This window comes from Kordia antarctica (assembly GCF_009901525.1).
Taxonomy (GTDB): Bacteria; Bacteroidota; Bacteroidia; order Flavobacteriales; family Flavobacteriaceae; genus Kordia; species Kordia antarctica.
This window is the reverse complement of record NZ_CP019288.1, coordinates 5253499-5277874: the sequence shown is the minus strand read 5'-3', so window position 1 is coordinate 5277874 and position 24376 is coordinate 5253499. Positions and strand designations below refer to the sequence as shown.

General features: G+C 34.4%; 19 protein-coding genes and 1 tRNA gene. 15 read left to right on the top strand and 5 right to left on the bottom strand.

All coding sequences use genetic code 11. From position 1 onward, the window contains the following. Positions 1–101: 101 nt before the first annotated feature. From IMCC3317_RS22230 to ribB, 7 genes are all read left to right on the top strand, one after another. Positions 102–284 carry a hypothetical protein gene (locus IMCC3317_RS22230; protein WP_160131663.1) on the top strand — a complete coding sequence of 61 codons (183 nt, stop codon included), beginning with the start codon at positions 102–104 and terminating at the stop codon, positions 282–284. A 280-nt stretch (positions 285–564) separates the two neighbouring features. Then, positions 565–741, top strand: a complete 177-nt coding sequence (locus IMCC3317_RS22225; protein ID WP_160131662.1) for a hypothetical protein — start codon at positions 565–567, stop codon at positions 739–741. 477 nt (positions 742–1218) lie between these two features. After that, on the top strand, positions 1219–1410 hold the full coding sequence (locus tag IMCC3317_RS22220) for a hypothetical protein (RefSeq protein ID WP_160131661.1): 192 nt from the start codon (positions 1219–1221) through the stop codon (positions 1408–1410). 236 nt (positions 1411–1646) lie between these two features. Further along, entirely contained in the window at positions 1647–4091 is a 2445-nt protein-coding gene (locus tag IMCC3317_RS22215) for an FtsK/SpoIIIE family DNA translocase (RefSeq protein WP_160131660.1), read from the top strand. A gap of 1 nt (position 4092) precedes the next feature. Then, on the top strand, positions 4093–4734 hold the full coding sequence (locus IMCC3317_RS22210; RefSeq protein WP_170293866.1) for a LolA family protein: 642 nt from the start codon (positions 4093–4095) through the stop codon (positions 4732–4734). A gap of 5 nt (positions 4735–4739) precedes the next feature. Then, positions 4740–6749, top strand: a complete 2010-nt coding sequence (locus IMCC3317_RS22205) for an LptF/LptG family permease (RefSeq protein ID WP_160131658.1) — start codon at positions 4740–4742, stop codon at positions 6747–6749. Positions 6750–6842: 93 nt separating this feature from the next. Continuing rightward, positions 6843–7991, top strand: a complete 1149-nt coding sequence (ribB, locus tag IMCC3317_RS22200) for a 3,4-dihydroxy-2-butanone-4-phosphate synthase (protein ID WP_160131657.1) — start codon at positions 6843–6845, stop codon at positions 7989–7991. 205 nt (positions 7992–8196) lie between these two features. Here the strand turns inward: ribB and IMCC3317_RS22195 are convergent, their stop codons facing one another. The 4 genes from IMCC3317_RS22195 to IMCC3317_RS22180 all read right to left on the bottom strand — a co-directional run bounded on the left by IMCC3317_RS22195 (position 8197) and on the right by IMCC3317_RS22180 (position 11295). Continuing rightward, positions 8197–8469 (bottom strand): hypothetical protein, encoded by a 273-nt coding sequence (locus IMCC3317_RS22195; protein ID WP_160131656.1) that lies wholly within the window; start codon positions 8467–8469, stop codon positions 8197–8199. A gap of 318 nt (positions 8470–8787) precedes the next feature. Then, the gene (locus IMCC3317_RS22190; RefSeq protein WP_160131655.1) at positions 8788–9981 is read right to left on the bottom strand and encodes a DegT/DnrJ/EryC1/StrS family aminotransferase; all 1194 of its coding nucleotides are present in this window, start codon (positions 9979–9981) and stop codon (positions 8788–8790) included. A 157-nt stretch (positions 9982–10138) separates the two neighbouring features. Beyond that, entirely contained in the window at positions 10139–10594 is a 456-nt protein-coding gene (locus IMCC3317_RS22185) for a thioredoxin family protein (protein ID WP_160131654.1), read from the bottom strand. A 71-nt stretch (positions 10595–10665) separates the two neighbouring features. Beyond that, complete coding sequence (locus tag IMCC3317_RS22180; RefSeq protein ID WP_160131987.1) at positions 10666–11295, bottom strand: NAD(P)H-dependent oxidoreductase; 630 nt, start codon at positions 11293–11295, stop codon at positions 10666–10668. Between the two features lie 113 nt (positions 11296–11408). Here IMCC3317_RS22180 and IMCC3317_RS22175 point away from each other — a divergent pair, with 113 nt between their 5' ends. The 3 genes from IMCC3317_RS22175 to IMCC3317_RS22165 all read left to right on the top strand — a co-directional run bounded on the left by IMCC3317_RS22175 (position 11409) and on the right by IMCC3317_RS22165 (position 12800). Beyond that, positions 11409–11810, top strand: coding sequence for an acyl-CoA thioesterase (locus IMCC3317_RS22175; protein ID WP_160131653.1), 402 nt, complete (start codon positions 11409–11411; stop codon positions 11808–11810). Positions 11811–11952: 142 nt separating this feature from the next. Further along, positions 11953–12037: transfer RNA gene (locus IMCC3317_RS22170), tRNA-Ser, on the top strand. Between the two features lie 139 nt (positions 12038–12176). Continuing rightward, positions 12177–12800, top strand: a complete 624-nt coding sequence (locus IMCC3317_RS22165; protein ID WP_160131652.1) for a JAB domain-containing protein — start codon at positions 12177–12179, stop codon at positions 12798–12800. Positions 12801–12820: 20 nt separating this feature from the next. On the opposite strand, the gene IMCC3317_RS22160 is transcribed toward IMCC3317_RS22165, so the two are convergent. Continuing rightward, positions 12821–13396: a transposase gene (locus IMCC3317_RS22160; RefSeq protein WP_228054878.1), complete on the bottom strand. Its 576-nt coding sequence runs from the start codon at positions 13394–13396 to the stop codon at positions 12821–12823. A gap of 968 nt (positions 13397–14364) precedes the next feature. Here IMCC3317_RS22160 and IMCC3317_RS22155 point away from each other — a divergent pair. The 5 genes from IMCC3317_RS22155 to IMCC3317_RS22135 all read left to right on the top strand — a co-directional run bounded on the left by IMCC3317_RS22155 (position 14365) and on the right by IMCC3317_RS22135 (position 24315). Beyond that, positions 14365–14754 (top strand): heavy-metal-associated domain-containing protein, encoded by a 390-nt coding sequence (locus tag IMCC3317_RS22155; RefSeq protein WP_160131650.1) that lies wholly within the window; start codon positions 14365–14367, stop codon positions 14752–14754. 160 nt (positions 14755–14914) lie between these two features. Next, entirely contained in the window at positions 14915–15289 is a 375-nt protein-coding gene (locus IMCC3317_RS22150) for a DUF423 domain-containing protein (protein WP_160131649.1), read from the top strand. Positions 15290–15428: 139 nt separating this feature from the next. Continuing rightward, positions 15429–18719: an amidohydrolase family protein gene (locus IMCC3317_RS22145; RefSeq protein WP_160131648.1), complete on the top strand. Its 3291-nt coding sequence runs from the start codon at positions 15429–15431 to the stop codon at positions 18717–18719. Between the two features lie 408 nt (positions 18720–19127). Then, positions 19128–22394 (top strand): WD40/YVTN/BNR-like repeat-containing protein, encoded by a 3267-nt coding sequence (locus IMCC3317_RS22140; protein WP_160131647.1) that lies wholly within the window; start codon positions 19128–19130, stop codon positions 22392–22394. A gap of 4 nt (positions 22395–22398) precedes the next feature. Next, a complete protein-coding gene (locus IMCC3317_RS22135; RefSeq protein ID WP_160131646.1) occupies positions 22399–24315 on the top strand; it encodes a S9 family peptidase in 1917 nt (638 codons plus the stop codon). Positions 24316–24376 lie beyond the last annotated feature (61 nt).

Genomic DNA, 24376 nt, shown 5'->3' with positions numbered 1-24376 from the left:
ACAAGTTGTTGTGTTAATTTATAAATTCTAACAATTCTTAGTTTTAAACATCATAAATTCTTTCTATCTTGTTTTCATTATTAATCTTAAAAACTTTAATCATGAAGAAAAGAAATTTAAAAAGTTTAGATTTAAACAAAAAATCAATTTCTAATTTAGAAAATGCATTGAAAGGAGGAGCTATTCAGACTTATAAAGAATGTCCTCTTGCGACTGGCTGTGTTGGACCACCACATCCAACATGTGGAATTATATATACGTGTACAATAGGAAACGACAAGTAAATTTCTTTAAGAAAATTCAAGTTCTATTTATTTACTAAAATATAAAAGGAACTTGTATCATCATTACTCTCAAAACTAGCTAAGAAGCATTTTTTTAGCTAGTTTTTCTTTATATATATTTCAATCATCGCACATTCAAACGAATTTAAAAGTGCTTCATCTATCTTCAAAAAATAGTTTGAAAACTGTCGTTATGATTCATAAATCACGACTACTGATTATTTTTTATTCTTCTTTTTGTTATAACTTGGTTTAATTATAAATCATAAAATTTAATAGTATGAAAAAAAGATCACTAAAAAATTTATCATTGAAAAAGACGACCGTTAGTAACTTAGAAACTGGTAATTTACAAGGAGGAAAAGCAGCTTCAAAAACGTTATGGCATTCTATTATTGTTTGTGTAACTAGATGGACAAATGAAGATTGCGAATCAATGCAGTGTCCAATAAACTAAAATCAAAAGGGTTTAGTATTCATACTGTGTTTACTAAACCCTTATACTTTCTTAAAATCAACGTTCTTCTATATTTTTTTTCAGCTACAAATTATTAATGTCCAACTAAAATTATTTATAATTGAAGTTTGAGTGTTATACGGTTAATAACATTTAGCTTTTAAAAATAGTTAGCATAACAACTTTTCACTATCCACTTTTAACTTTCACTTTCAACTTTTCACTTTTCACTTTTAACTTTTAACTCTCCACTTTTCACTTCCCACTTTCAACTTTCAACTTTCAACTTTCAACTTTTAACTTTTAACTTTTAACTCTCCACTTTCAACTTTCTACCAAAAAATCCTTTAAAGGCTTCTGTTTACTCAACAATTCCTTAAAATATGTCGTTATAATTTATAAATCGCGACATCTCTAAATTTTTAATACAAGAAATTCTTTCTACCTTGTTTCATTATTAACTAAAAACTTAATACCATGAAAAAAAGAAATTTAAAAAGTTTAGATTTAAACAAGAAATCAATTTCTAATTTAGAAAACAATGTAAAAGGTGGAGCAATTAAAACTTTAATTGGTTGCGCTAATACAGGCTGTGTAGGTCCAATAAAGAATACGTGCGGTATTATAAACTGTGATTTATTAAGTGCTGCTTGTCAGGCTGATAGCTAGAAATTATAAGCGGGAGAAATCCCGCTTTTTTCTTTTCACACACATGTTTTCAAGGCAGCAATTTCCATCTTCAATAAGGTTTCCAACTGTTCAGAAACTTCTACAATAGCATAACATCACTCCTTTTCGCTATAAAAGCGCGTAATTACTGAAAAAACTTTTCGCTTAAAGATTAATTTTAAATATCTTGCAGATTAAGCGTAATTTGTATTTTTGCAGTAAATAGCGATTCCTGAATGGCAAAGAAAAAACCCGTAAAGAAAACCAACAAAACTCCTAGAGTACCGAAATTCAAAAAACCTGATTTTACACTGACCAAACAACACAGAATTGTACTGGGAAGTTTGCTCATGTTATTTGCAGTCGCGCTCTTCATTGCCTTTATTTCGTTTTTCTTTACTTGGGAAGCCGATCAAAGCGAATTAGGACAACTTACACGCGCATCCGAAACAAAAAATTGGATGCAGAAATTTGGCGCAAATATTAGCCATTTCTTTATCTACAAAGGATTCGGAATTGCTTCACTTATATTTGTTGGATTGCTGTTTCGTTCAGGATTAAACCTGTTTCTAAGTTCACAAAAAAAACTATTCAACAATTGGTTTTGGGGAAGTATCATCGTCATTTGGATTTCTATCTTTTCAGGATTCTTCTTCAGTTCAGTTCCATTATTAGGCGGAACTATTGGTTTTGAATCAAACGCTTTCTTGCAAGATTATATTGGTAAAATTGGTGTCGGATTGCTCTTATTATTTGGCGCAATCACGTATGCTGTTTTACGTTTAAGGCTTACGCCAGAAAGTGTAACGGAATATTTCAACAAGAAAGCAACCGCACTAAAAGACGATTTCGAAACTGATGAAGCAACTGCCGAACCAACTTTGAAAGAAGAAACTTCAACTGAAACAACACCCGAAAATGCTACGATTGAAGAAGCAACAGGCAAAAAGTCTGAAACGGAAGTAGACAAATCTGAATTTGAATTATCCGTAGAAAATCTTCAACCAACTATAAAAAATCATTCCGATAGAACAAAAGAAAAGAAAGATGCTTCCTTCGAAGTAGAAATTCCGAAAGACGAAGAAGAAACAGAAATCAAAGTTGAAGAAATAGTCGAAGAAAAAACAGTTGCACAAAACTTGTCTGATAAACTTGTAAAAGAACACGGAGAATTTGACCCAAAACTAGAACTCGGAAACTTCCGCTTTCCAACGATTGAGTTATTAAAAGATTATACTAGTGGAAGTTCAATTACCATTAATCAAGAAGAATTAGAAGAAAATAAAAACCAAATTGTTACGACGCTTCGTAATTACAAAATAGAAATTGCAAGCATTAAAGCAACTGTTGGACCAACAGTAACGCTGTATGAAATAATTCCAGAAGCTGGCGTTCGAATCTCAAAAATTAAAAACTTAGAAGACGATATTGCATTGTCACTTGCCGCATTAGGAATTCGAATTATTGCGCCAATGCCAGGAAAAGGAACGATCGGAATTGAAGTTCCAAACAAAAAACCTGCTATTGTTTCCATGCGTTCTGCAATTGCTTCCAAGAAGTTTCAAGAAGCAGAAATGCAGTTGCCAATTGCTTTTGGTAAAACGATTAGCAACGAAACTTTAGTAGTCGATTTAGCCAGAATGCCACATTTACTAATGGCTGGAGCAACTGGGCAAGGAAAATCGGTAGGGCTGAATTGTATTTTAACTTCGCTTCTTTACAAAAAACATCCTGCTGAGGTGAAATTTGTTTTGGTCGATCCGAAAAAAGTAGAACTCACCTTATTCAACAAAATAGAACGTCATTACTTGGCAAAACTTCCCGATTCGGAAGAAGCTATTATTACAGACAATTCTAAAGTAATTAATACGCTAAATTCACTTTGTATTGAAATGGACAATCGATATGATATGCTAAAAAATGCACTCTGTCGTAACATTGTAGAATACAACACAAAATTTAAAGCACGAAAACTAAATCCGAATGACGGACATAAGTTTTTGCCATATATTGTTTTAGTTGTTGATGAATTTGCTGATTTAATTATGACGGCAGGAAAAGAAGTAGAAGTACCAATTGCACGTTTGGCGCAGTTAGCACGTGCTATTGGAATTCACTTAATTATTGCCACACAAAGACCTTCTGTAAACGTAATTACAGGAATGATTAAAGCGAATTTCCCTGCCAGAGTTGCATTTCGTGTAATGTCGAAAATAGATTCACGTACCATTTTGGATAATTCTGGAGCCGATCAATTAATTGGTCGTGGAGATATGTTATACACACAAGGAAACGATTTAATTCGGATACAATGTGCATTTGTAGATACACCAGAAGTAGAAAAAATTACAGATTTCATTGGTGCGCAAAAAGCATATCCAGATGCATATTTATTACCTGAATATAGTGGTGAAGAAAGTGGCATAAGTCTTGATATAGATATCTCAGACAGAGACAAACTGTTCCGTCAAGCTGCGGAAGTGATCATTATTGCACAACAAGGTTCAGCATCCTTATTACAACGAAAGTTGAAACTTGGATATAATAGAGCAGGACGAATTATAGATCAGTTAGAAGCAGCAGGAATTGTAGGTCAGTTTGAAGGAAGCAAAGCGCGACAAGTGCTAGTTCCGGATCTTTTAGCTTTAGAACAATTATTAGAAAACGAAAAAAATGGATAAGATGAAAAAGTTAGTTTTAGTGTTGCTAGTAAGCGCATTCGCATTTAATGCAAATGCACAAGATGCTGAGAAAGCCAAAAAACTATTAGAGGAAGTTTCTACCAAAGTGAATAGTTATAAAAATATTCAAATAGACTTCAAATACGAATTGAATAATAAAGAAGCAAATACAAAGCAAGAATCTAAAGGAAATGTAACGCTTGAAGGCGACAAATATTTATTGAATTTCTTAGGATTTACAAAACTATACGACACTAAAAAAGTGTATACAATTGTTCCTGCCAACGAAGAAGTTACTGTTTCAGATGCGGATGATGATGAAACTTCGTTATCGCCATCGCAAATGCTAACGTTCTACAAAAATGGATATACGTATGTTTGGGATCTTTTACAAGATGTTAGCGGAAGAAAAATTCAATACATTAAATTAACGCCAACGGACGCAGATTCAGACATTGAAAGTGTATTGCTCGGAATTGACGTTAAAACAAAACACATCTACAACTTGATTGAATCTGGAAAAAATGGTACAAATACCATTTTAACTGTTAATTCTTTTAAAACTAATCTGCCTTTATCAAAAAGCTTATTTATATTTGATGCATCGAAATACGAGGATTATTATATAGATAAAAACGATTAGTCTGCTTGAAAATATTAGATAGATATATATTAAAGAGTTACCTTTTTACTTTCCTGACCGTGTTTGTAATATTTATGTTCATATTTATATTACAAACCGTTTGGCTTTTTATAGGTGAACTCGCTGGAAAAGGCTTAGACGCAGGAATTATTTTGAAATTCCTATTCTATACTGCGCCAAAACTAATTCCGTTAGTATTGCCGTTGAGTATTTTAGTATCTTCTATTATGACTTTTGGTCGATTTGCAGAAAGCTATGAATTTGCAGCAATGAAATCAACAGGAATTTCCTTGCAACGCGCCATGCGAAGCTTAATTGTATTTATTGTATTACTCGGAATTGGAACTTTCTTCTTTAGTAATAATGTGATTCCTTGGTCAGAATTTAAACAATACAACTTACGTAAAAACTTAGCGAAGAAAAAACCTGCTTTAGCCATTGGTGAAGGTGTTTTTAACGATATCGGAAACATCAATATTAAAGTAGATAATAAATACGGCGAAAACGATCAATTGTTAGACAATGTAATTATTCATCAAAAATCTAACGATAAGAAAAATCGGATTGTAATGAAATCTAAAAAAGGGGAACTTAAAAGTCGTCCTGATTCAGATATTTTACAAATGGTTTTGTTCGATGGAAATCGCTATGAAGATGTAAAATCGAACGATCCAAGAGATATGTTGCGCATGCAACACGCCAAAGTTTCGTTTGACAAATACATCATGAATATAGATTTACGTGATGTTGATAAAGTAGATTTAACCGCTACAGATCATAGTACTTATAAAATGTTTAACGTACAGCAGTTATATGATACAATAGCTGGTAGCGAACGTAGGTACGATCAGGAAAAAATTGGTTATGGCAACAATATGTACAAACGTACAGGAATTGTTATTATTCAAAGAGATACAACTAACATTGTACAATTAGATTCTGTTAATGCATCAGATAATGCACTAAATATTCTTTCCTTAAAAAATAAAAAACGTGCCTTAGACATTTCCATCACAAGCATAAAAGGTCGCCGTACAACGCTTGAAAATACTCAAAATCGTTTTGAGCTCATTGAGAAAAAAATCAATCATCAAAAAATATACATGCACGACAAATTTGCAGTTGCCATTGCATGTATTATTCTATTCTTTGTAGGCGCGCCTTTAGGAGCTATAATTCGCAAAGGTGGAATTGGATTGCCTATGGTTATTGCTGTCTGTCTATTCTTAGCCTATCACTTTATAGGAATTTTTGGAAAAAACAGTGCAGAAGACGGAAGTATTCCTCCGTGGCTCGGTACGTGGCTTTCTTCAATGATTATGTTGCCATTAAGTATTTACTTTACGCGACGCGCAACGTCTGATCAAGGATTGTTTAGTTTTGCTGGTTTTTTTATAACGCTGAAAAACCTATTTGTAAAACCTACGGATGAAGATGAAAAAGATGTAGCATACGAAAAAGCTGTAATTACGATTAGTGATGAAGAAAGTACTGAAAAATTTAGTTCGTTAAGTGATAAACAATTAATCGATGTAGTTCGTAACTATCAACAGTATGATTACACAGAAGGTGAGCGTTCTCTAGTTGTGGAAATGCTAGCAAAAAAAGGTATAACGCAAGAACGTTTACAAATAATGGGCGCTTTTGAGAATAAAAAGTATGAAACGGCTAAAGAAAATTATGCTGCTTTTACAAAATCTTCAAAGCTTTCGCTGTATTTCTATGTGCCATTTTTAATAACAGCATTGGCATTACCAATTCTGAATAACAATATGGAATTGCAATCATGGCAAAAGATTGGTTTAATTGTATTAGCTGTGATTTTTGGTGTATTATTTTTATACAATTTCATTCGTACAAACATATTTTTAAAGAGTATTACGGATGCAACTGGAAATGAATCTACCAATAAACTATTCAATGGAATTATAGCTATTTTAGGAATTCCACTTTATTTCATTGCTTTTTTCTTAATCCGAAATCGCGTCAAGCAAGACATTAAAAGTATTCTATAACTACTTCCGATACTTTCATCAATCTTTACTATCCATTCATAGATCATATTTCACAAGAATGATTATTTTTGTGAGCAAATCATACATAAAAACATGTCCACAACTACGAAAGTGAAAGTCAATACACAATTAGATAGTATTCATGAAGCCATTGAAGATATCCGTCAAGGAAAAGTTATCATTGTGGTCGATGATGAAAATCGTGAGAATGAAGGTGATTTTTTAGCTGCGGCTGAAAAGGTAACGCCAGAAATGATCAACTTTATGGCAACGCACGGACGCGGATTAATTTGTGTGCCTTTGACAGAAAATCGTTGTAAAGAATTGCAACTTGATATGATGGTAAGCAATAACACAGATCCTATGGAAACGGCATTTACAGTTTCTGTAGATTTGAAAGGAAATGGCGTTACGACAGGAATTTCTGCGGCAGATCGTTCTAAAACAGTCAAAGCAATTATTGATCCAAACACAAGACCATTTGATCTAGCACGTCCAGGACATATATTTCCTCTGAAAGCTAAAGAAGGTGGCGTATTGCGCAGAACTGGTCATACAGAAGCAGCTATCGATTTTGCACGTTTGGCTGGCTTACAACCTGCTGGCGTGATTGTGGAAATCATGAATGAAGACGGAAGTATGGCACGTTTGCCACAATTAATGGAAGTTGCTAAAAACTTTGATTTGAAAATAGTTTCTATTGAAGATTTGGTTGCCTACCGAATGGAACACGATTCTTTAATTGAGAAGAAAGAAGACTTCGATATACAAACACGTTTTGGCGATTTCCGCATGCGTGCATATTTACAAACTACTAACAATCAAGTGCATATTGCATTAACAAAAGGAAGTTGGGCTACTGACGAACCTGTGTTAACACGTATCAATTCTACGTTAGTGAATGATGACATTTTAGGAACGTTGACCAAAAATGTGAATAAGAAGCTCGATGATATGTTTCGTTTGATTAATGAAGAAGAAAAAGGCGCGATTATTTTTATCAATCAAGATAGTAGTTCGTTAAATTTACTTCGTAGAATTAAAGAATTGAAAGCTTTACAAAACGATGGCGAATACAAAGCTCCAAGAATAAAAATGGATGCTAAAGATTTCGGAATTGGTGCGCAAATTCTGCACGACATCAATATTAGTAAAATAAAATTAGTTACAAATACACATCAAGAAAAACGTGTTGGAATGATTGGTTACGGCTTGGAAATTGTGGATTACATATCTTATTAATAGATCGCTGCGCTTTTAGATTTGCTTCGTCTTTAGACTTTCAGTCGCTTTGCTCCTTTTTGTTTATTCGGTTATTCGTTATTCGTTATTCGTTATTCGAAAATAATTTTTCATTTCAAATTTTGCATTTCAAACCGTCACTTTGAGTAATTTTCAATAGAAAATTGTATCAAGAAATGTTTCTTACTATAATTAAACTTAAATTTTATTTTGATCGGAAGCAACTATCTCTTAAAATTTGTGTTTCTATATTACTAATACCATCTACGCAACTGATATATGTACTGTGATGAGAGTTTGTTGTTATATGATCGTCCAACAAATCTTCTAAATCATCATTCATCATTTTAGTCAAAATACAAGATAAAGATCCGTAGCTACTATTATTCATAAACTCTTGTAGGCTTACTTTTTTGAGCTTTATAATGTCTTTTGAAAGATATGCTTCGTAGATAAACACTCCCGTATCTACTTGCAAATAAGCACTATATAAATTATCACTAAATGTGTCAACAATTTCTATGAGATTCGCCTTTTTGATGCGATTTTCACCAACGTTTTGAAAGAAATATTATCGAAAGATCAAACAACTCTTAATTCCTCCATTGAAGGCTATTTCAGTATTTTCCTTATCTTTAGTGTCAGATAATTTTTTAAATATATTCTTTGTTAGATTATACTCTAATCCTTTGGCAGGAATATTTCTTTGCACTTTACAACTAAAGAATAAAAAGAAAACTATTACTATCAGGTAGAAACTCCTCAATTTAAAATTCAACATTTAGCATTTAAAATTTTATAAAGAAGCCAAAATCACTTCGCGCATTTTTTCTCCTCTAGCTTTTACTTCTTCCGCTGTCCAAGACATTTTGATTAAACAAGAAATATTTCGGGCAATATAATGATCCGATTGTTCAAATGTTTTTGTGTCTAAATATTTCATTCCTTCTTTTACTTCCGTAGAAATCGGATATAATGATTTGAGATTTTTTAAATGTTCCCATCTACGAATGTAATGCCAATTGTTATCGAAATAATGAAAACAGACATCAATTCCGTTTGCTTTGAAACCTGCCATTACTTTCTGAGCTACCGTTAAATCGGGCAAGAAGAAGTTTAAAAACGCATAACTTTCAACGCCACCTTTAGGAACAGTTCTGAAAACAACTTCTGGAATGTCTGCTAATGCTTCTCGCAAGATTGTATAATGCTTCTTTTGAATGCTTAGAAATTCCGGCAAACGGCGAACTTGTGCCAAACCAACTGCCGCATTTAATTCGGAGATTCGAAAGTTATAGCCTAGAAACGGATGTGTTTCTGCGCCTCTATCATTCCCAACATGATCGTGTCCGTGATCGCTGTAATGATCGGCATGTGTAGCATATTTTTTGTTATTTGTGATAATTGCGCCACCTTCGCCACAGGTCATTGTTTTTACAAAATCAAACGAAAAACAACCAACATCGCCAATAGTTCCTAAGGCTTTTCCGTTGTAAGTTCCGCCAATTGCTTGGCAAGCATCTTCAACCAAAATCAAATTATGCTCGTCACAAATTGCTTTAATTTCATCTAAGTTTGCCATACTTCCGCACATATGCACAGGCATAATGGCTTTAGTTTTTGGAGTAATTGCTTTGCGAATTGCTTCGGGATCCAACGTAAGTGTATCATCAATATCAACCAAAACAGGAATCGCGCCAAGCATCATAATAGCTTCAAAACTTGCTACAAAGGTAAATGTTGGCATAATAACTTCATCGCCTGCTCCAATTCCTGTGATAGCAAACGCTACCGAAACTGCCGCAGTTCCGCTAGAAACTAATTGCGCATGATTTACGTTAAATTGCGCTTCTAAGGCGCGTTCAAGTTCTTTTGCTTTCCAATGTCCGTTGCGCATTCCATCAAATCCGTAGCGCATTAATACGCCAGTATCTAATACGTCATGTACTTCTTTTCGTTCGGCATCACTAAATAATTCAAATCCTGGCATTATGTATGTTTTTGGTAAATAACAAAATTATTTTTCTTGTCTTTTCTTTATTTTACAAAATTTCGGTTAAAAACAAAAGTCAAGATGAGTTCAAATTAAAAAACCTCTTTTCTAGTACAAAAGTATAGAAAAGAGGTTGTTTTTTATGTGTATCTTATTAATAGTTTTCGATTATTTTATTGATAAATCTCTCATGTCTGGATGTATCACGCATCATATTGAACCCAGATATGTTATCGATTTCTTTACCTTTATAATCTACGATTACAATATTGGGATACGAACCTTTTTTATTGTATTTCGATGCAAGTTTTATGTTTTCCTTACGTTGTTTGTCTGTAATGATATCTGTACGTCTTGGTAAATCTGCCATAACTAACACAAATTCTTCCGATTTTTCTTCAAACTTTTCTGTGTAAAAGTACGCTTCTTTGAGCATTTTACACGGCGGACACCAATCGCTTCCCGTAAAATAGATTAAAATAGGTTTATTCGTTTTTTTAGAAATCTTTTTGGCTTTGTCAAAATCTGTAAGCCAATTTAGGGTTACTTCTTCTTGTGCAAATGCAGAAAATCCAATAAAAAATACGGCTAAGAAAAATAATTTTTTCATGTGTATACGGTGTTAAGGCGCGAAACAAATATATATGTTTCTTCCTTTAAAACAACAATCTTGCCAAAATATTACAATTCCAACACACTTTCTGAAATAGACTTACGCACTTTGGCGAAATCACCAAACATATCATCTTCTGCTCTGAAACCAACTGGCAATAGTAAAACTGAAGAAAGTCCATGTGCTTTTAAACCTAAAACCTCATCATATTTTTCAGGAATAAAGCCTTCCATTGGGCAAGCGTCAATCTGTTCCGCACCACAAACCGTTAGTAAATTTCCCATAGCAAGATAGGCTTGTTTTGTTGCCCAAATTTTGAGTTCTTCGGCTGTTTTCTTGGAAAACGAATCAATCATGAAGCTTTTAAAAGGTTTCAAAATTTCGTCTGGCGTATCACGAATTTCCTTTACACGTGCAAAATAAGATTCAATATATTCAGTATCAACAGTGTTCTCAATACATATTACTAATAAATGCGAAGCATCAATTACTTGGCGTTGCTTCCACGAATGTGGCAATAATTGTTTTTGTAAATCTTTATCTTGAATTACTACCAAACGGATCGGCTGTAATCCGTAGGAAGTTGCTGTTAGGTTAAAAGCTTCTTTGAGTGTTTGTAGTTGTTTAGTGGTTAAAAAACGGGTTGCATCAAATTTTTTTGTTGCATATCTCCATTTTAAACTATCTAGTATTTGCATAAATTCTATCTTTGATTCCATAAATTATCAAACAAAAATAAGCAATACAGAAAAGGAAAACTTAGTGTTTCTATAAATTATACCAATTGCTTCATAAATTAATTACGCTATTCATGGATACAGATACACTTGCACGCATTGAAAGTTCTGAAACACATATTTTTAAAGCCGTATTTCCGAATACGACCAATCATTATGATACGTTATTTGGCGGCACAGCCTTGCAACTTATGGATGAAGCTTCTTTTATATGTGCAACCCGATTTAGTAGAAAGAAAGTTGTCACCGTTTCCACAGATAAAATAGACTTTACCGAGCCAATTCCGCAAGGAACTTTAATTGAACTCGTAGCTAAAGTGATAACCGTAGGAAATACAAGTTGTGTGGTACAAGTAGATATTTTTAGAGAGAATATGTATAAAGATGGACGAAAAAAAGCAGTAACTGGTTTCTTTACGTTTGTTGCTATTGACGATGAGAAGAAGCCTGTAAAAATAATGTATTCAACGCCTTAGAACATTATTTTATGGAATACAGTTTCTAATAATATATGGAAACAAAAAAAAGTCTTAAAAAAACCTTGTGATTTGTTTTCAATATTAAAAAAGCTTTCTATATTTGCATCCGCATTCAGGGAATACCTGATGAGACACTCAAGGAGAAATGGCAGAGTGGTCGAATGCACTAGTCTTGAAAACTAGCGACTGTCACAGGTCCGGGGGTTCGAATCCCTCTTTCTCCGCAAAAACCCTTGTAAGTCTATGATTTACAAGGGTTTATTTTTTTAGGTGAACATATCGTTGGCAAAATTCCATTGTAAAACATTTCGAAACACTTTTTTAAGTGCTCATAATTTTTCTTAATTATTGTATATTTACTACATGAACGTACGACTAACCGAAACACAAAAGATAACAATTCTTAATGCGCATGACGTTTATAGCGTAATGCAGCAAATACTACTGCGACAAAACAAAATTCGTAGAGCGCAGGAACATTTTTGGGTTGTTGGACTGAAAGCCGATAACAGTATTTTGTTTGTAGAACTCATTGCTATTGGCGCGCAAAACCGTGTAAATGTATCGCCGCCCGATGTTTTCCGTATGGGAATTTATAAACTTGCCGTTCGAATGATATTGGTACACAATCATCCGAGTGGAAACTTGAAAGTATCTGCAGCCGACAAAGATATTACCGACAGACTTTTAAAGGTTGGAAAGATGATTAATATTGAAGTGATAGATCATTTGATTGTTACCGAAAGTGGCTTTACTTCTTTTAAGGATAAAGGCATTATGGAAGAACTTCGCAAAAGCGGATTGTACGAAATACAAGATCGCGAAAGTGACCAAATGAAGGAAATGAAAATACAATATGAACGTAAGAATGCTGAGAAATCTAAAGCTATTGATATTGCTCGGAAGATGAAAGCTGATGGTTTTGATATTAAAACTATTAAGAAATATACTGGTTTGTATATTAAGGATATTAAAACCCTGTTGTAGATGCGCGATTAATCGCGCATCTACAACAGGGTTTTATGAAATTTGTCTTCCTTCCAATTCGCAGGATTGTTGATGATGTAATTGGAAATATTGGAAAACGATTTTTCATTGCGGATTATATGATCGTGAAATCGAGATTGCCATTCAAAATCGGAATCTATTTTTCTACATTCAAATGTGGTTCTGCCTTTGTACCACCGGATGATTCTTGACAAATTATTATTCAGCATTGGATTTTTATTTCCTGCAAAACCGCCTGATTTTTTATGGGAATGATCCTGTGGAAGCGCGATTAATCGCGCCTCCACAGGATCATCATCATTTTTATCAATAATGATAATACCATGAACGTGATTTGGCATTACAATATGATCGCCCAATTTTACATATGGAAATTGTTTCGGAATTGTCAACCAATTTTGATTCGCAATTTTGCCCGTTTCGGATAATATCATGGTTCCGCTTATAATTTGTCCAAAAAAATGCGTTCTATTCTTTGTACAGATAGTAACAAAATAAGCCGCATTACGTCCGTAGTTCCAATACTGTAATCGGGTAGATTGTATTCGATATTTATTTTTAAATTTTTCAGACACTTGCATTGCTGTTTGATGATATAAATCTCGAAAAAAAATCTGAAAAGACAGAAGATATTTTATAAGCGTAGCATATTTTTTGTAAGCGTAGCTTCGAGCACCTCAGTAACCACTTTTTGATGTTTTTCCTTATTAAAATTAATGATACATACATATTCGATAAGCTAGCCTAGCTGAAACCATAATTATTTGTCAGAACTGCGAAAACAACTATGATACATCTTCCATAAGAATGAAATGAATAGTAATAAACACAAGGTTTGATCTCTACTTTTAGATACTTATAAACTGTGCTTAATTGCTATCTAAGATCAATAAATTGAAAACTTAACATTCATAAAGCATTCATTTACAACTGTATATATAGCTTTTTACGGCAAAACCGTACTTGAGTGTTATGGTTTATATATATCTTCATTTTCTGAAAATTAATACTATCAATCACAAACCATATTACTAACTTAAAAATTATAAAATCATGAAGAAAAAAAATCTAAAAAGCTTACAGATTAAAAAATCTACAGTTTCAAGCTTAAATAAAGACGGAGTTATAGGCGGTGCTAGGAAAACGCGATATTATTACCAATGTGGTACAGGGCCACAGTCAATAGCTTGCACACAAGATGGACCGGAATGTACATACAACTCAAGAGAGCGCTGTAAAACAAACGAAGTAGATTACGCTACACGCCCAATCTGCTAAAAAGACATATACTTATTTACCAGTAAAAAGAGCGAACTATAATGGTTTGCTCTTTTTTATGGAATATTCTATTGTGGATTTCGAGTGCCTCAGTCTACTTTCCTGTTGAGTTATATAACAGTTCGGTATGTCACATTTTAATTCCAACAGCGAAACAAGTCTAAAAGAGTATCTCTTTTCCATTTTTTTAGTTAATTATTTATAGAGATACATCTAAAGAAGCTATTTTTGGAAAAAAGTCAAGAAAATCAATAAATTAAAAGATATGAAAAAAATAATTTTAAGTGTATTCGTAATCGCTTCATTGGCGGTAATTGGTTGTAAAAACGAAACAAAAACTGAAGTAAATACAACTACTGAACAAGGAAAAGAATTGTCAATGGCAAATTTTGGCGTGCGTGGAAATTGCGGAATGTGTAAAACTACCATTGAAAAAGCTGCCAAAAGTGTAGATGGTGTTGCAGATGCAAATTGGGACGTAAAGAAGAAAAGTATTGCTATTTCATATGATGAAGCAAAAGCAAATGAAAAAGATATGCATAAAGCAATTGCTGCCGCTGGTTACGATACTGAGCAAGCAACTGGTGACAAAGCTGCATATAAAGAGTTGCCTAAATGCTGTCAATTTACTTCTGATATGGAGATGAATCAGTAATATATTTTACCTTTGTGCTATGAAACGAACATTAAAAACTTTAAACATATCTTCTGCAAAGAAGCTGTGTTTAAAGTTTTTAATGTGAGAACGAAGTGGTTACACACGTTCTTAATTTTATAATTAAATTTTTATTGAATAATTACTAAAATTTAAACGTGTGAAAGATTATGTATTATTAATTGCCGCTCTGTATGGCGCATTGGGAATTATTTTTGGCGCTTTTGGTGCGCATGCATTGAAGAAAATTTTTTCAGAAGATTTACTTAAAAGCTTTGAAACTGGCGTAAAATACCAACTATATCACGCAATTGTATTGTTAATAATCGGGTTTCAATTCTCGTTTACGGAAACATTACAAACTGCCGTTGCTTGGTGTTTTATTATAGGAATTTTTTTATTTTCGTTCAGTATTTACGGATTTTGTATCAGTAGTGCAAAAGGCAAAAAATTGCGCTTTTTAGGACCAATAACGCCACTTGGTGGTTTATTGTTAGTAATTGGATGGATTTTGCTAGGTGTTTCTTTTTTTTAATACGATTTCTTTTGATGCTGAAATACAAAGGAAAAAGGACATTTTAATATAGGGATTTCAATGAAGAGATGGTATTAACACTCTTTTAAGAAATATTAACATAAGATTGGCTATTTTAGAAGCTTAAACTGAAAACCCAATGTTAAGAACCAATATTTCCGTCCTTTTAGGACTTTTCTTTTCGTGTATTTTATTTGCTCAAGACAAAAAAGAAGCTGAAAAATGGGACGTTTCCAATCCAACTGGAGACTTCAATTACAAAGATCACAAATTTACTACAACTGAAGGTACTTGGATGAATTTGGACGTAAGTCCAGACGGAAAAACCATAGTATTTGATATGTTGGGCGATATTTATAGCATGCCAATTTCTGGTGGAAATGCCAATGTATTACGCACAGGAATTCCGTTTGAAGTACAACCGCATTTCAGTCCAGACGGTTCTAAAATATTATTTACGAGTGATGCAGGCGGCGGCGATAACATTTGGGTTATGAATTCCGATGGTTCGGATGCGAAACAACTAACGAAAGAAAGTTTTCGACTCTTAAACAATTCCACTTGGATGCCTGATGGAAATTCGTTTGTAGCTCGAAAACACTTTACATCTCAACGTTCACTTGGCGCCGGAGAACTATGGCAATATCACATTACTGGCGGATCAGGTTTGCAAATCACGAAAAAGAAAAACGATCAACAAGATGTAAATGAACCTTCTATTTCTCCAGACGGACGCTACGTATATTACAGTGAAGATGTCTATCCTGGTGGTTCTTTTCAATACAATAAAGATCCAAACAAACAAATCTATGTCATCAAACGTTACGATTTTCAAACAGGAAAAACAACGAAAATTACTGGCGGACCTGGTGGCGCATCGCGTCCGCAGGTTTCTAGAGATGGAAAAAAGATAGCTTTTATCAAAAGAGTTCGCACAAAATCGGTTTTATATCTACATGATTTAGAAACTGGTGAAGAATGGCCTTTATATGACGCTTTAGATAAAGATCAACAAGAAGCTTGGGCGATTTTTGGTGTGTATCCAAACTTTAGTTGGATGCCGAATAACACCGAAATTGTATTTTGGGCAGGCGGAAAAATTCATAAAATAGATGTTTCCTCACTAAAAGTAACCAATATTCCTTTCAAAGTAAATGCTACGATCAAAATTGCAGAAGCAGTTTCGTTTAACACACCTGTTGCGCCAGATACATTTGATGCAAAAGTAATTCGGCAAGCAATCACTTCACCTGATGGGAAAACGTTGGTTTTCAATGCAGTTGGTTATTTATGGAAGAAAAACTTACCAAACGGAACGCCTAAAAGAATCACAAACGGAACTGATTTTGAATCAGAACCGAGTTTTTCTCCTAACGGAAATGAACTAGTGTATGTTACTTGGAATGATCTAAATTCAGGTTCAGTTCGAAAAATCTCTGTAAATGGTGGAAACTCAATGCAACTTTCAACCGACAAAGGAAGTTTTAGAACGCCTTCTTTCTCTCCAGATGGAACTCATATCGTTTACCGAAAGGAACGTGGAAACAGCGATCAAGGATTTACGTTTGCTAAAAATGCTGGAATCTACACCATGAAAGTAAACGGTAGCGATGCAAAACTCGTGACAGAACAAGGCGAATATCCAATCTTTTCAGCAGATGGAAAACGTATTTTTATTCAAACTGGAGGAACGTATTTTGGAAACATAACAAAGTCGTTACACAGCGTGAATCTTCAAGGAAACGACAAACGCACACACTTTACGTCAAAATATGCGAATAGATTAGTTCCAAGTCCAGATAACAAATGGATTGCATTTTCACAATTGCACAAAGCATATGTTGCGCCAATGATCGTAACCGGTCAAACGGTAAACTTGGACAACAAAACAAAAGCTTTTCCTGTAGCTCAAATTGCGAAAGATGCTGGTGTAAACTTACATTGGTCTTCAAACAGTAAAAAAGTACTATGGACTTTAGGTGACGAATACTTTTCGAATGAAATTAAAAATAGATTTACTTTTTTAGACGGTTCGCCCGAAAAAACTCCTGAATTAACTACGAAAGGAATCAAGATCAATCTCACACAAAAAACAGATAAACCAAGTGGACGAATTGCATTTATGAATGTGAGAATCATCACGATGGAAAATGAAGAAGTCATTGAAAAAGGTACAATTCTAATCAAAGACAATCGGATTGAAGCTATTGGAAAAGCTGCTGACATACGTGTTCCAAGCGGAACCAAAACCTACGATATGACAGGCAAAACTATCATGCCAGGAATCGTAGATGCGCACGCACATATTGGCGCATTCCGTTATGGATTAACAACGCAGAAACATTGGCAATTCTATGCAAATCTAGCTTTTGGAGTTACCACAGCGCATGATCCGTCAGCAAATACAGAAACTGTTTTTGCATTGTCTGAATTAGTGAAAAACGGAACTTTAGTTGGTCCACGACTCTACTCTACTGGATTTATCTTATACGGAGCCGACGGCGATTTCAAAGCAGTTGTCAACAATTTGGAAGACGCACGTTCGTCAATAAGACGTACAAAAGCATTTGGCGCATTATCTGTAAAAAGCTACAATCAGCCACGACGCGAGCAACGCCAACAAATTTTGCAAGCCGCACGTGAAGAAGGAATATTTGTAGTTCCAGAAGGCGGATCAACATTTTATCACAATATGACGATGATTATGGATGGACACACAGGAGTTGAACACAACATTCCTGTTTCGCCTGTATATAAAGACGTTTTTGAATTGTGGGGAAATAGTAAAACTGGCTACACACCAACGTTAATTGTAAATTATGGTGGCGTAAATGGTGAGTTTTATTGGTATCAAAATACAAACGTTTGGGAAAATGAAAAGTTATTAAAATACACGCCAAGAGGAATTATTGATGCTCGCTCAAGACATCGCAGAATGTTGCCTGATGAAGAATACAAAAACGGACATATTTTAACTTCTGAAACCGTAAAAGCATTAGCAGATAAAGGTGTAAAAGTGAATTTAGGAGCGCACGGACAATTGCAAGGACTCGGCGCACACTGGGAACTTTGGATGATGAGTCAAGGTGGAATGTCGCCAATGGAAGCATTGAAAACAGCAACAATCAATCCGGCAGAATATATTGGCGCAGGAAACGATATTGGTTCATTAAAAGTTGGAAAATTGGCAGATTTAATCATTTTAGATAAAAATCCTTTAGATAATATCAGAAACACAGAAAGCATTACGCATACAATGATTAACGGACGTTTATATGATACAGAAACCATGAACGAGATTGGAAACGAAGCAAAAAAACGCTCTCAATTCTATTGGGAAAATAGCAAATACAATGCGGCATTTCCTTGGCATGAAGAATCTAAAAGTTTTTCAAGACTAGGTTGCGGTTGTCATTTGGGGCATCAATAATTTTGAAATTATAAATGTTGAATTATAAATTTTAAATGTAAAAATAACTACGGAACGTCATTACGAGGAGTTTGCGACGAAGTAATCTGTTTAATGTAAATTGAATGATTCAATAATTTAATGATTAAAATACCAAGCGTCACTTCGAGTAAAATTCTAGAAGAATTTTGTATCGAGAAGTACTTAGAAACTCAAAATGATAAATTTTAAATGTAAAATGTAAAAGTCATGTATTACGGCATTACGTGGAGCGACAGCAACGAAATAATCTGTTCAAATAAACAGATTGCCACAAGTTTTTTCAAAACTTTCGCAATGACGTTTCACATACAAGACAAAAAAACAAACCAACGAATTGACAAATTCACAAAAAACGAATAACAAAAACAACAAACCAACCAAAAAATAATGAAAAAACTAATCCTATTGCTACTCACCTTTTCCGCAATAAGTATCTCTGCACAAGAGTTTTCCATGGAAACGGTAAAAAATATGAAACCGCGTAATATTGGTCCTGGCGGAATGAGCGGACGCGTTACAGCAATTGATGTTGTCACAAATGATCCTGATGTTATGTACGTTGGAACAGCTTCTGGCGGACTTTGGAAATCTACTTCTGGCGGTATTAAATGGGAACCACTTTTCGATAAAGAAGTGACAGCTTCTGTTGGCGCAGTAGCGATTCAACAATCAAATCCGAGCGTAATTTGGGTTGGAACTGGAGAAGGAAATCCTAGAAATAGTCTAAATGGCGGTTACGGAATCTACAAAACTTTAGATGGCGGAAAAAACTGGAAAGCCATGGGATTGGAAAAAACGCGTCACATTCATCGTGTGATTATCGATCCTACAAATCCTAATATTGTATATGCGGCGGCAATTGGCTCACCTTGGGGAGAACATCCAGAACGCGGCGTTTATAAAACAACTGACGGCGGCGAAACTTGGAAACAAATATTATTCGCAAATAATAAAACTGGAGCGGCTGATTTAGTGATGGATCCAACAAATCCAAATAAATTGATTGCTGCAATGTGGGAACACAAACGTGATCCGTGGTTTTTCAAATCTGGTGGCGAAGGTTCTGGATTACACATTACACATGATGGCGGAAAAACATGGAAAAAATTGACTGATAAAGAAGGTTTGCCAAAAGGTGAATTGGGAAGAATCGGAATTGCAATCGCTCCAAGCAGTCCGAACATAATTTATGCGTTAATTGAAGCAAAAAAGAATGCTTTATATAAAAGTGTTGATGGCGGGTTTAAATGGACAAAAGTTAGCGACAAACCTGGCATTGGAAATCGTCCGTTTTACTATTCTGAAATTTATGTAGATCCACAAAACGAAAACAGATTGTACACAATTTTTACGTATGTAAATGTTTCTGATGATGGAGGAAATAACTTCCGACAATTAATGCCAGCCTACGGAGTAGACAATGGTGTGCATCCAGATCATCATGCGTGGTGGATTCATCCGACGAATGGAAAATTTATGATGGATGGAAATGATGGCGGAATGAACATTTCAAAAGATCGTGGAGAAACTTGGCGATTTATTGGGAATTTACCCGTTGCGCAATTCTATCATATTAATGTAGATAATGAATTTCCGTATAATGTGTATGGCGGAATGCAAGATAATGGTTCATGGCGCGGACCTGCATATGTGTGGAAAGATCAAGGGATTCGCAACTCCTATTGGCAAGAAATTTCGTTTGGTGACGGATTTGACGTTGTTCCAGATAAAGATGATTCTCGTTACGGTTGGTCTATGAGTCAACAAGGTTTTGTGTCTCGTTATGATTGGATTACAGGAAATAATTACACCGTGAAACCAACACATTCAGATGCTGATGTAAAGTTACGTTTCAACTGGAATGCCGCAATTAATATTGATCCTTTTGATAATAGCACACTCTATTTTGGAAGTCAGTTTGTACATAAAAGTACCGACAAAGGTTTGACATGGAACGTGATTTCGGGAGATTTGTCTACGAATGATCCTGAAAAATTGAAACAAGCAGAAAGTGGCGGATTAACCATGGATGCAACTGGTGCAGAAAATCATTGTACAGTTTTAGTCATTGAACCTTCTCCGTTGGAACGAAATATGTTGTGGGCAGCAACCGATGACGGACGCGTTCATATTACAAGAAATGGCGGACAAGAATGGACAGAAGTGACCAATGGATTGAAAGGTTTACCAAAAGGAAGTTGGATTGTACAAGTAAAAGCTTCCAACAAAAAGAAAGGTGAAGCATTGCTTATCGCGAATGATTACAGACGTTTCAATTACGAACCGTATGCATATAGAACTACAAATTACGGAACAACGTGGGAACGCATTGTTGATGCTTCAGATGTAGAAAGTTATACATTAGCTATTGTGGAAGATATTGAGAATAAGAATTTACTGTTTTTAGGAACAGATGATGGATTGTATATTTCGCTTGACGCTGGAACAAAATGGCAAAAATGGACTGCTGGATTCCCGACAGTTTCTACGAAAGATTTAGTGATTCAGCCACGTGAACACGATTTAGTGATTGGAACATTTGGTAGAGCCGCTTGGGTTTTAGACGATATTCGTCCGTTGCGTGCGATTGCTCGCGATAAAAATATTCTGACAAAAAATATTGCTTTGTTTGAACCGCCAACTGCGTATCAAGCGGCATATCAACAACCAACGGGAAGTCGTTTTGGTGGAGATGCCATTTATCATGGAGAAAATAAAAGAAGTGGCGCAATGATTTCCTATTATTTTAATAAGAAAGATGTGAAAGAAGATGAAAATGAAGTTGAAGTTGAAACTGAAATTGAAATTGAAACTGAAGCTGAAGAGAACGAACAAGAAGATACAGGAGTAAATTCCCAAAAAGAAGACGAGGAAAATGAAGAAAGAGAAATTACTTGGGATTCGTTAAAATTAGAGATTTATAATAATGGAAAATTAATTCGTACTTTAAAAAATAAAGTTCCAAAGGAAAATGGAATTCACAGAATGTTTTGGAGAATGGACGAAAAAGGAGTTGATAGACCTTCAAGAAGTATTCGTAAACGCAACCGTGAATCTGGCGGAATGGACGTAAAACCTGGAACATATCAATTGAAAATGACATATGGCGATCAAGTTTCTGAAACTACAATTAAAGTTGCGGGCGATCCAAGATTAGAAGTTTCTCAGAAAAATACTAATGAAACCTATGCAGCTGGAAAGAAAATTGAAAGCATGACACAAACTGCCGCAGACGCTGTGAAACAGTTGGTAGAAAGTAAGAATATCGCAAAAGAATATCAAGCTACACTTGGCAAATTAGACAAGAAAAAATACAAAGATGCTATTAAGGAATCGAAAAATATTGTGAAAAGAATTGATGAAGTTCTTGCATTGTATTTAGGGAAAGTTGACAAACGTCAAGGAATTACGCGAAATCCTGAAATTACTGTCATGCAACGAATTGGTTCGGCAAGTTGGTATGCTAATTCGCGCCAAGCTGGATTGACAGACACAGAACATCAATTGATGAAACATGCTGAAAATGAACTTAATGATGCATTAAACAAAACAAATACGTTCTTTAACGACGAATGGAAAACCTATCGTTCTATGATGGAACAGATTGATTTAAAACCATTTAAAGAAACTACATCATTCCAACTAAAAAATTAAAATCATGAAAAAACTAAGTTTATTATTTGTGCTTTCACTTTTCTTTATTTCCTGTGAAGATGATAAAAAGCAAGCTGACGACAAAGATATTGCCAAGAATGTAAAGGAATATTCCATTGAACAAATTATGGATAACGAACGTGTTTTTGGTGGAAGTTTTTCTTCTGATAAATCAAAGTTATTGATTACGAGTAACCGTTCTGGAATTTACAATATGTATACAGTTCCGACAAAAGGCGGCGATTATACGCCAATCACGGAATCGGATAGTACATCAATCTATTCTGTTTCTTTCTTTCCAGAAGACGATCGTATTTTATATAGAATGGACAATAATGGAGATGAGATTTTTCATTTGTACATAAAAAATATTGATGGAACTTCTACCGAATTAACTCCAAAAAAAGGTGCCAGAGCTTCTTTTTATAAATGGGCAAAAAACAAAAAAAGTTTCTACTATCAATCAAACGAACGTGACAGTCGTTATATGGATTTGTATGAAATAGATTTGAAAACATTCACTCCAAAACTTATTTATAAAAATGAAAAAGGTTATAATATTGAGAATATCTCTGATGATAAAAATTATTTAGCACTAAGCAAAAGTATCAACACAAATGATAGCGATTTATTTGTATATACAATAGCAACCAAAAAGTTTGCGAAAGTAAATACGCAACAAAGCGCAAATTCAGCAGAAGAATTTTCAAGTGACAATTCGGTTTTGTATTATACAACAGATGCAAATGCTGAATTTTCATATTTGATGAAGTACAATTTTGCAGACGAAAAACGTGAAATAGTACTTAAAAAATCATGGGATATCAACGGCAGCTATGTGACCGACAATGGAACTTATCGGGTTACCTACTCAAATGAAGATGCTAAAAATGCTATTGAAATAACAAACGCAAGCACAGGTGAAAAGATAGATTTACCCGATTTTAAAGATCAAAGCATTACCAATGTTGGTTTTTCTAGAGATGAGACTAAAATGCGTTTGTATGTTGGTGGTTCAAATACGCCATCCGACTTATATGTGTATGATTTAGCTTCTAAAGACTTACTAAAATTGACCAGTACGCTTAATAAAACTGTTGAACTTTCTGATTTGGTAACTGCAAAAGTGATTCGTTATAAATCGTTTGATGGTACAGTTATTCCTGCTATTTATTATGTACCGCATCAAGCTTCTGCAACCGAAAAAGTTCCTGCGTTGGTTTGGGTTCATGGTGGTCCAGGTGGGCAATCGACACAGTCTTTTAATCCATTAATTCAATATTTAACAAATCATGGATATGCTGTACTTGCTGTAAATAATAGAGGAAGTAGCGGTTACGGGAAAACGTTTTATAAAATGGACGATTTGAATCACGGAGAAGGTGATTTGCAAGATTGTGTTGAAGGTAAAAATTGGTTGGCTTCGCAAGATGAAATTGACGGCGACAAAATTGGAATTATTGGCGGATCATACGGCGGTTATATGACAATGGCGGCACTTACGTATGCGCCAGAAGAATTTGATGTTGGCGTTAATATTTTTGGTGTAACGAATTGGGTTCGTACGTTAAAAAATATTCCACCGTGGTGGGAATCGTTTAAAGATGCATTGTATTTAGAATTAGGAAATCCGCACACGGTAGATTCTGTTCGATTGAAAAGAATATCGCCACTTTTTCACACCGATAAAGTAACCAAGCCATTAATGGTTTTACAAGGTGCAAAAGATCCGAGAGTTTTGCAAATAGAGTCAGATGAAATTGTTGCAGGCGTTAAGAAAAATGGTGTTCCTGTGGAATATGTTTTGTTTGAAGATGAAGGACATGGTTTTGTAAAAAAGGAAAACCAGATTGAAGCAAATAGTCGAATTTTGAAGTTTTTAGATATGTATTTAAAGAAAGAAGAACCGTTTAAAAATTAAGCTGTTTAGGAACTTATTTTTAATCAGATACTATTTTGTTGTTTTTGTTTGATTATCTGCT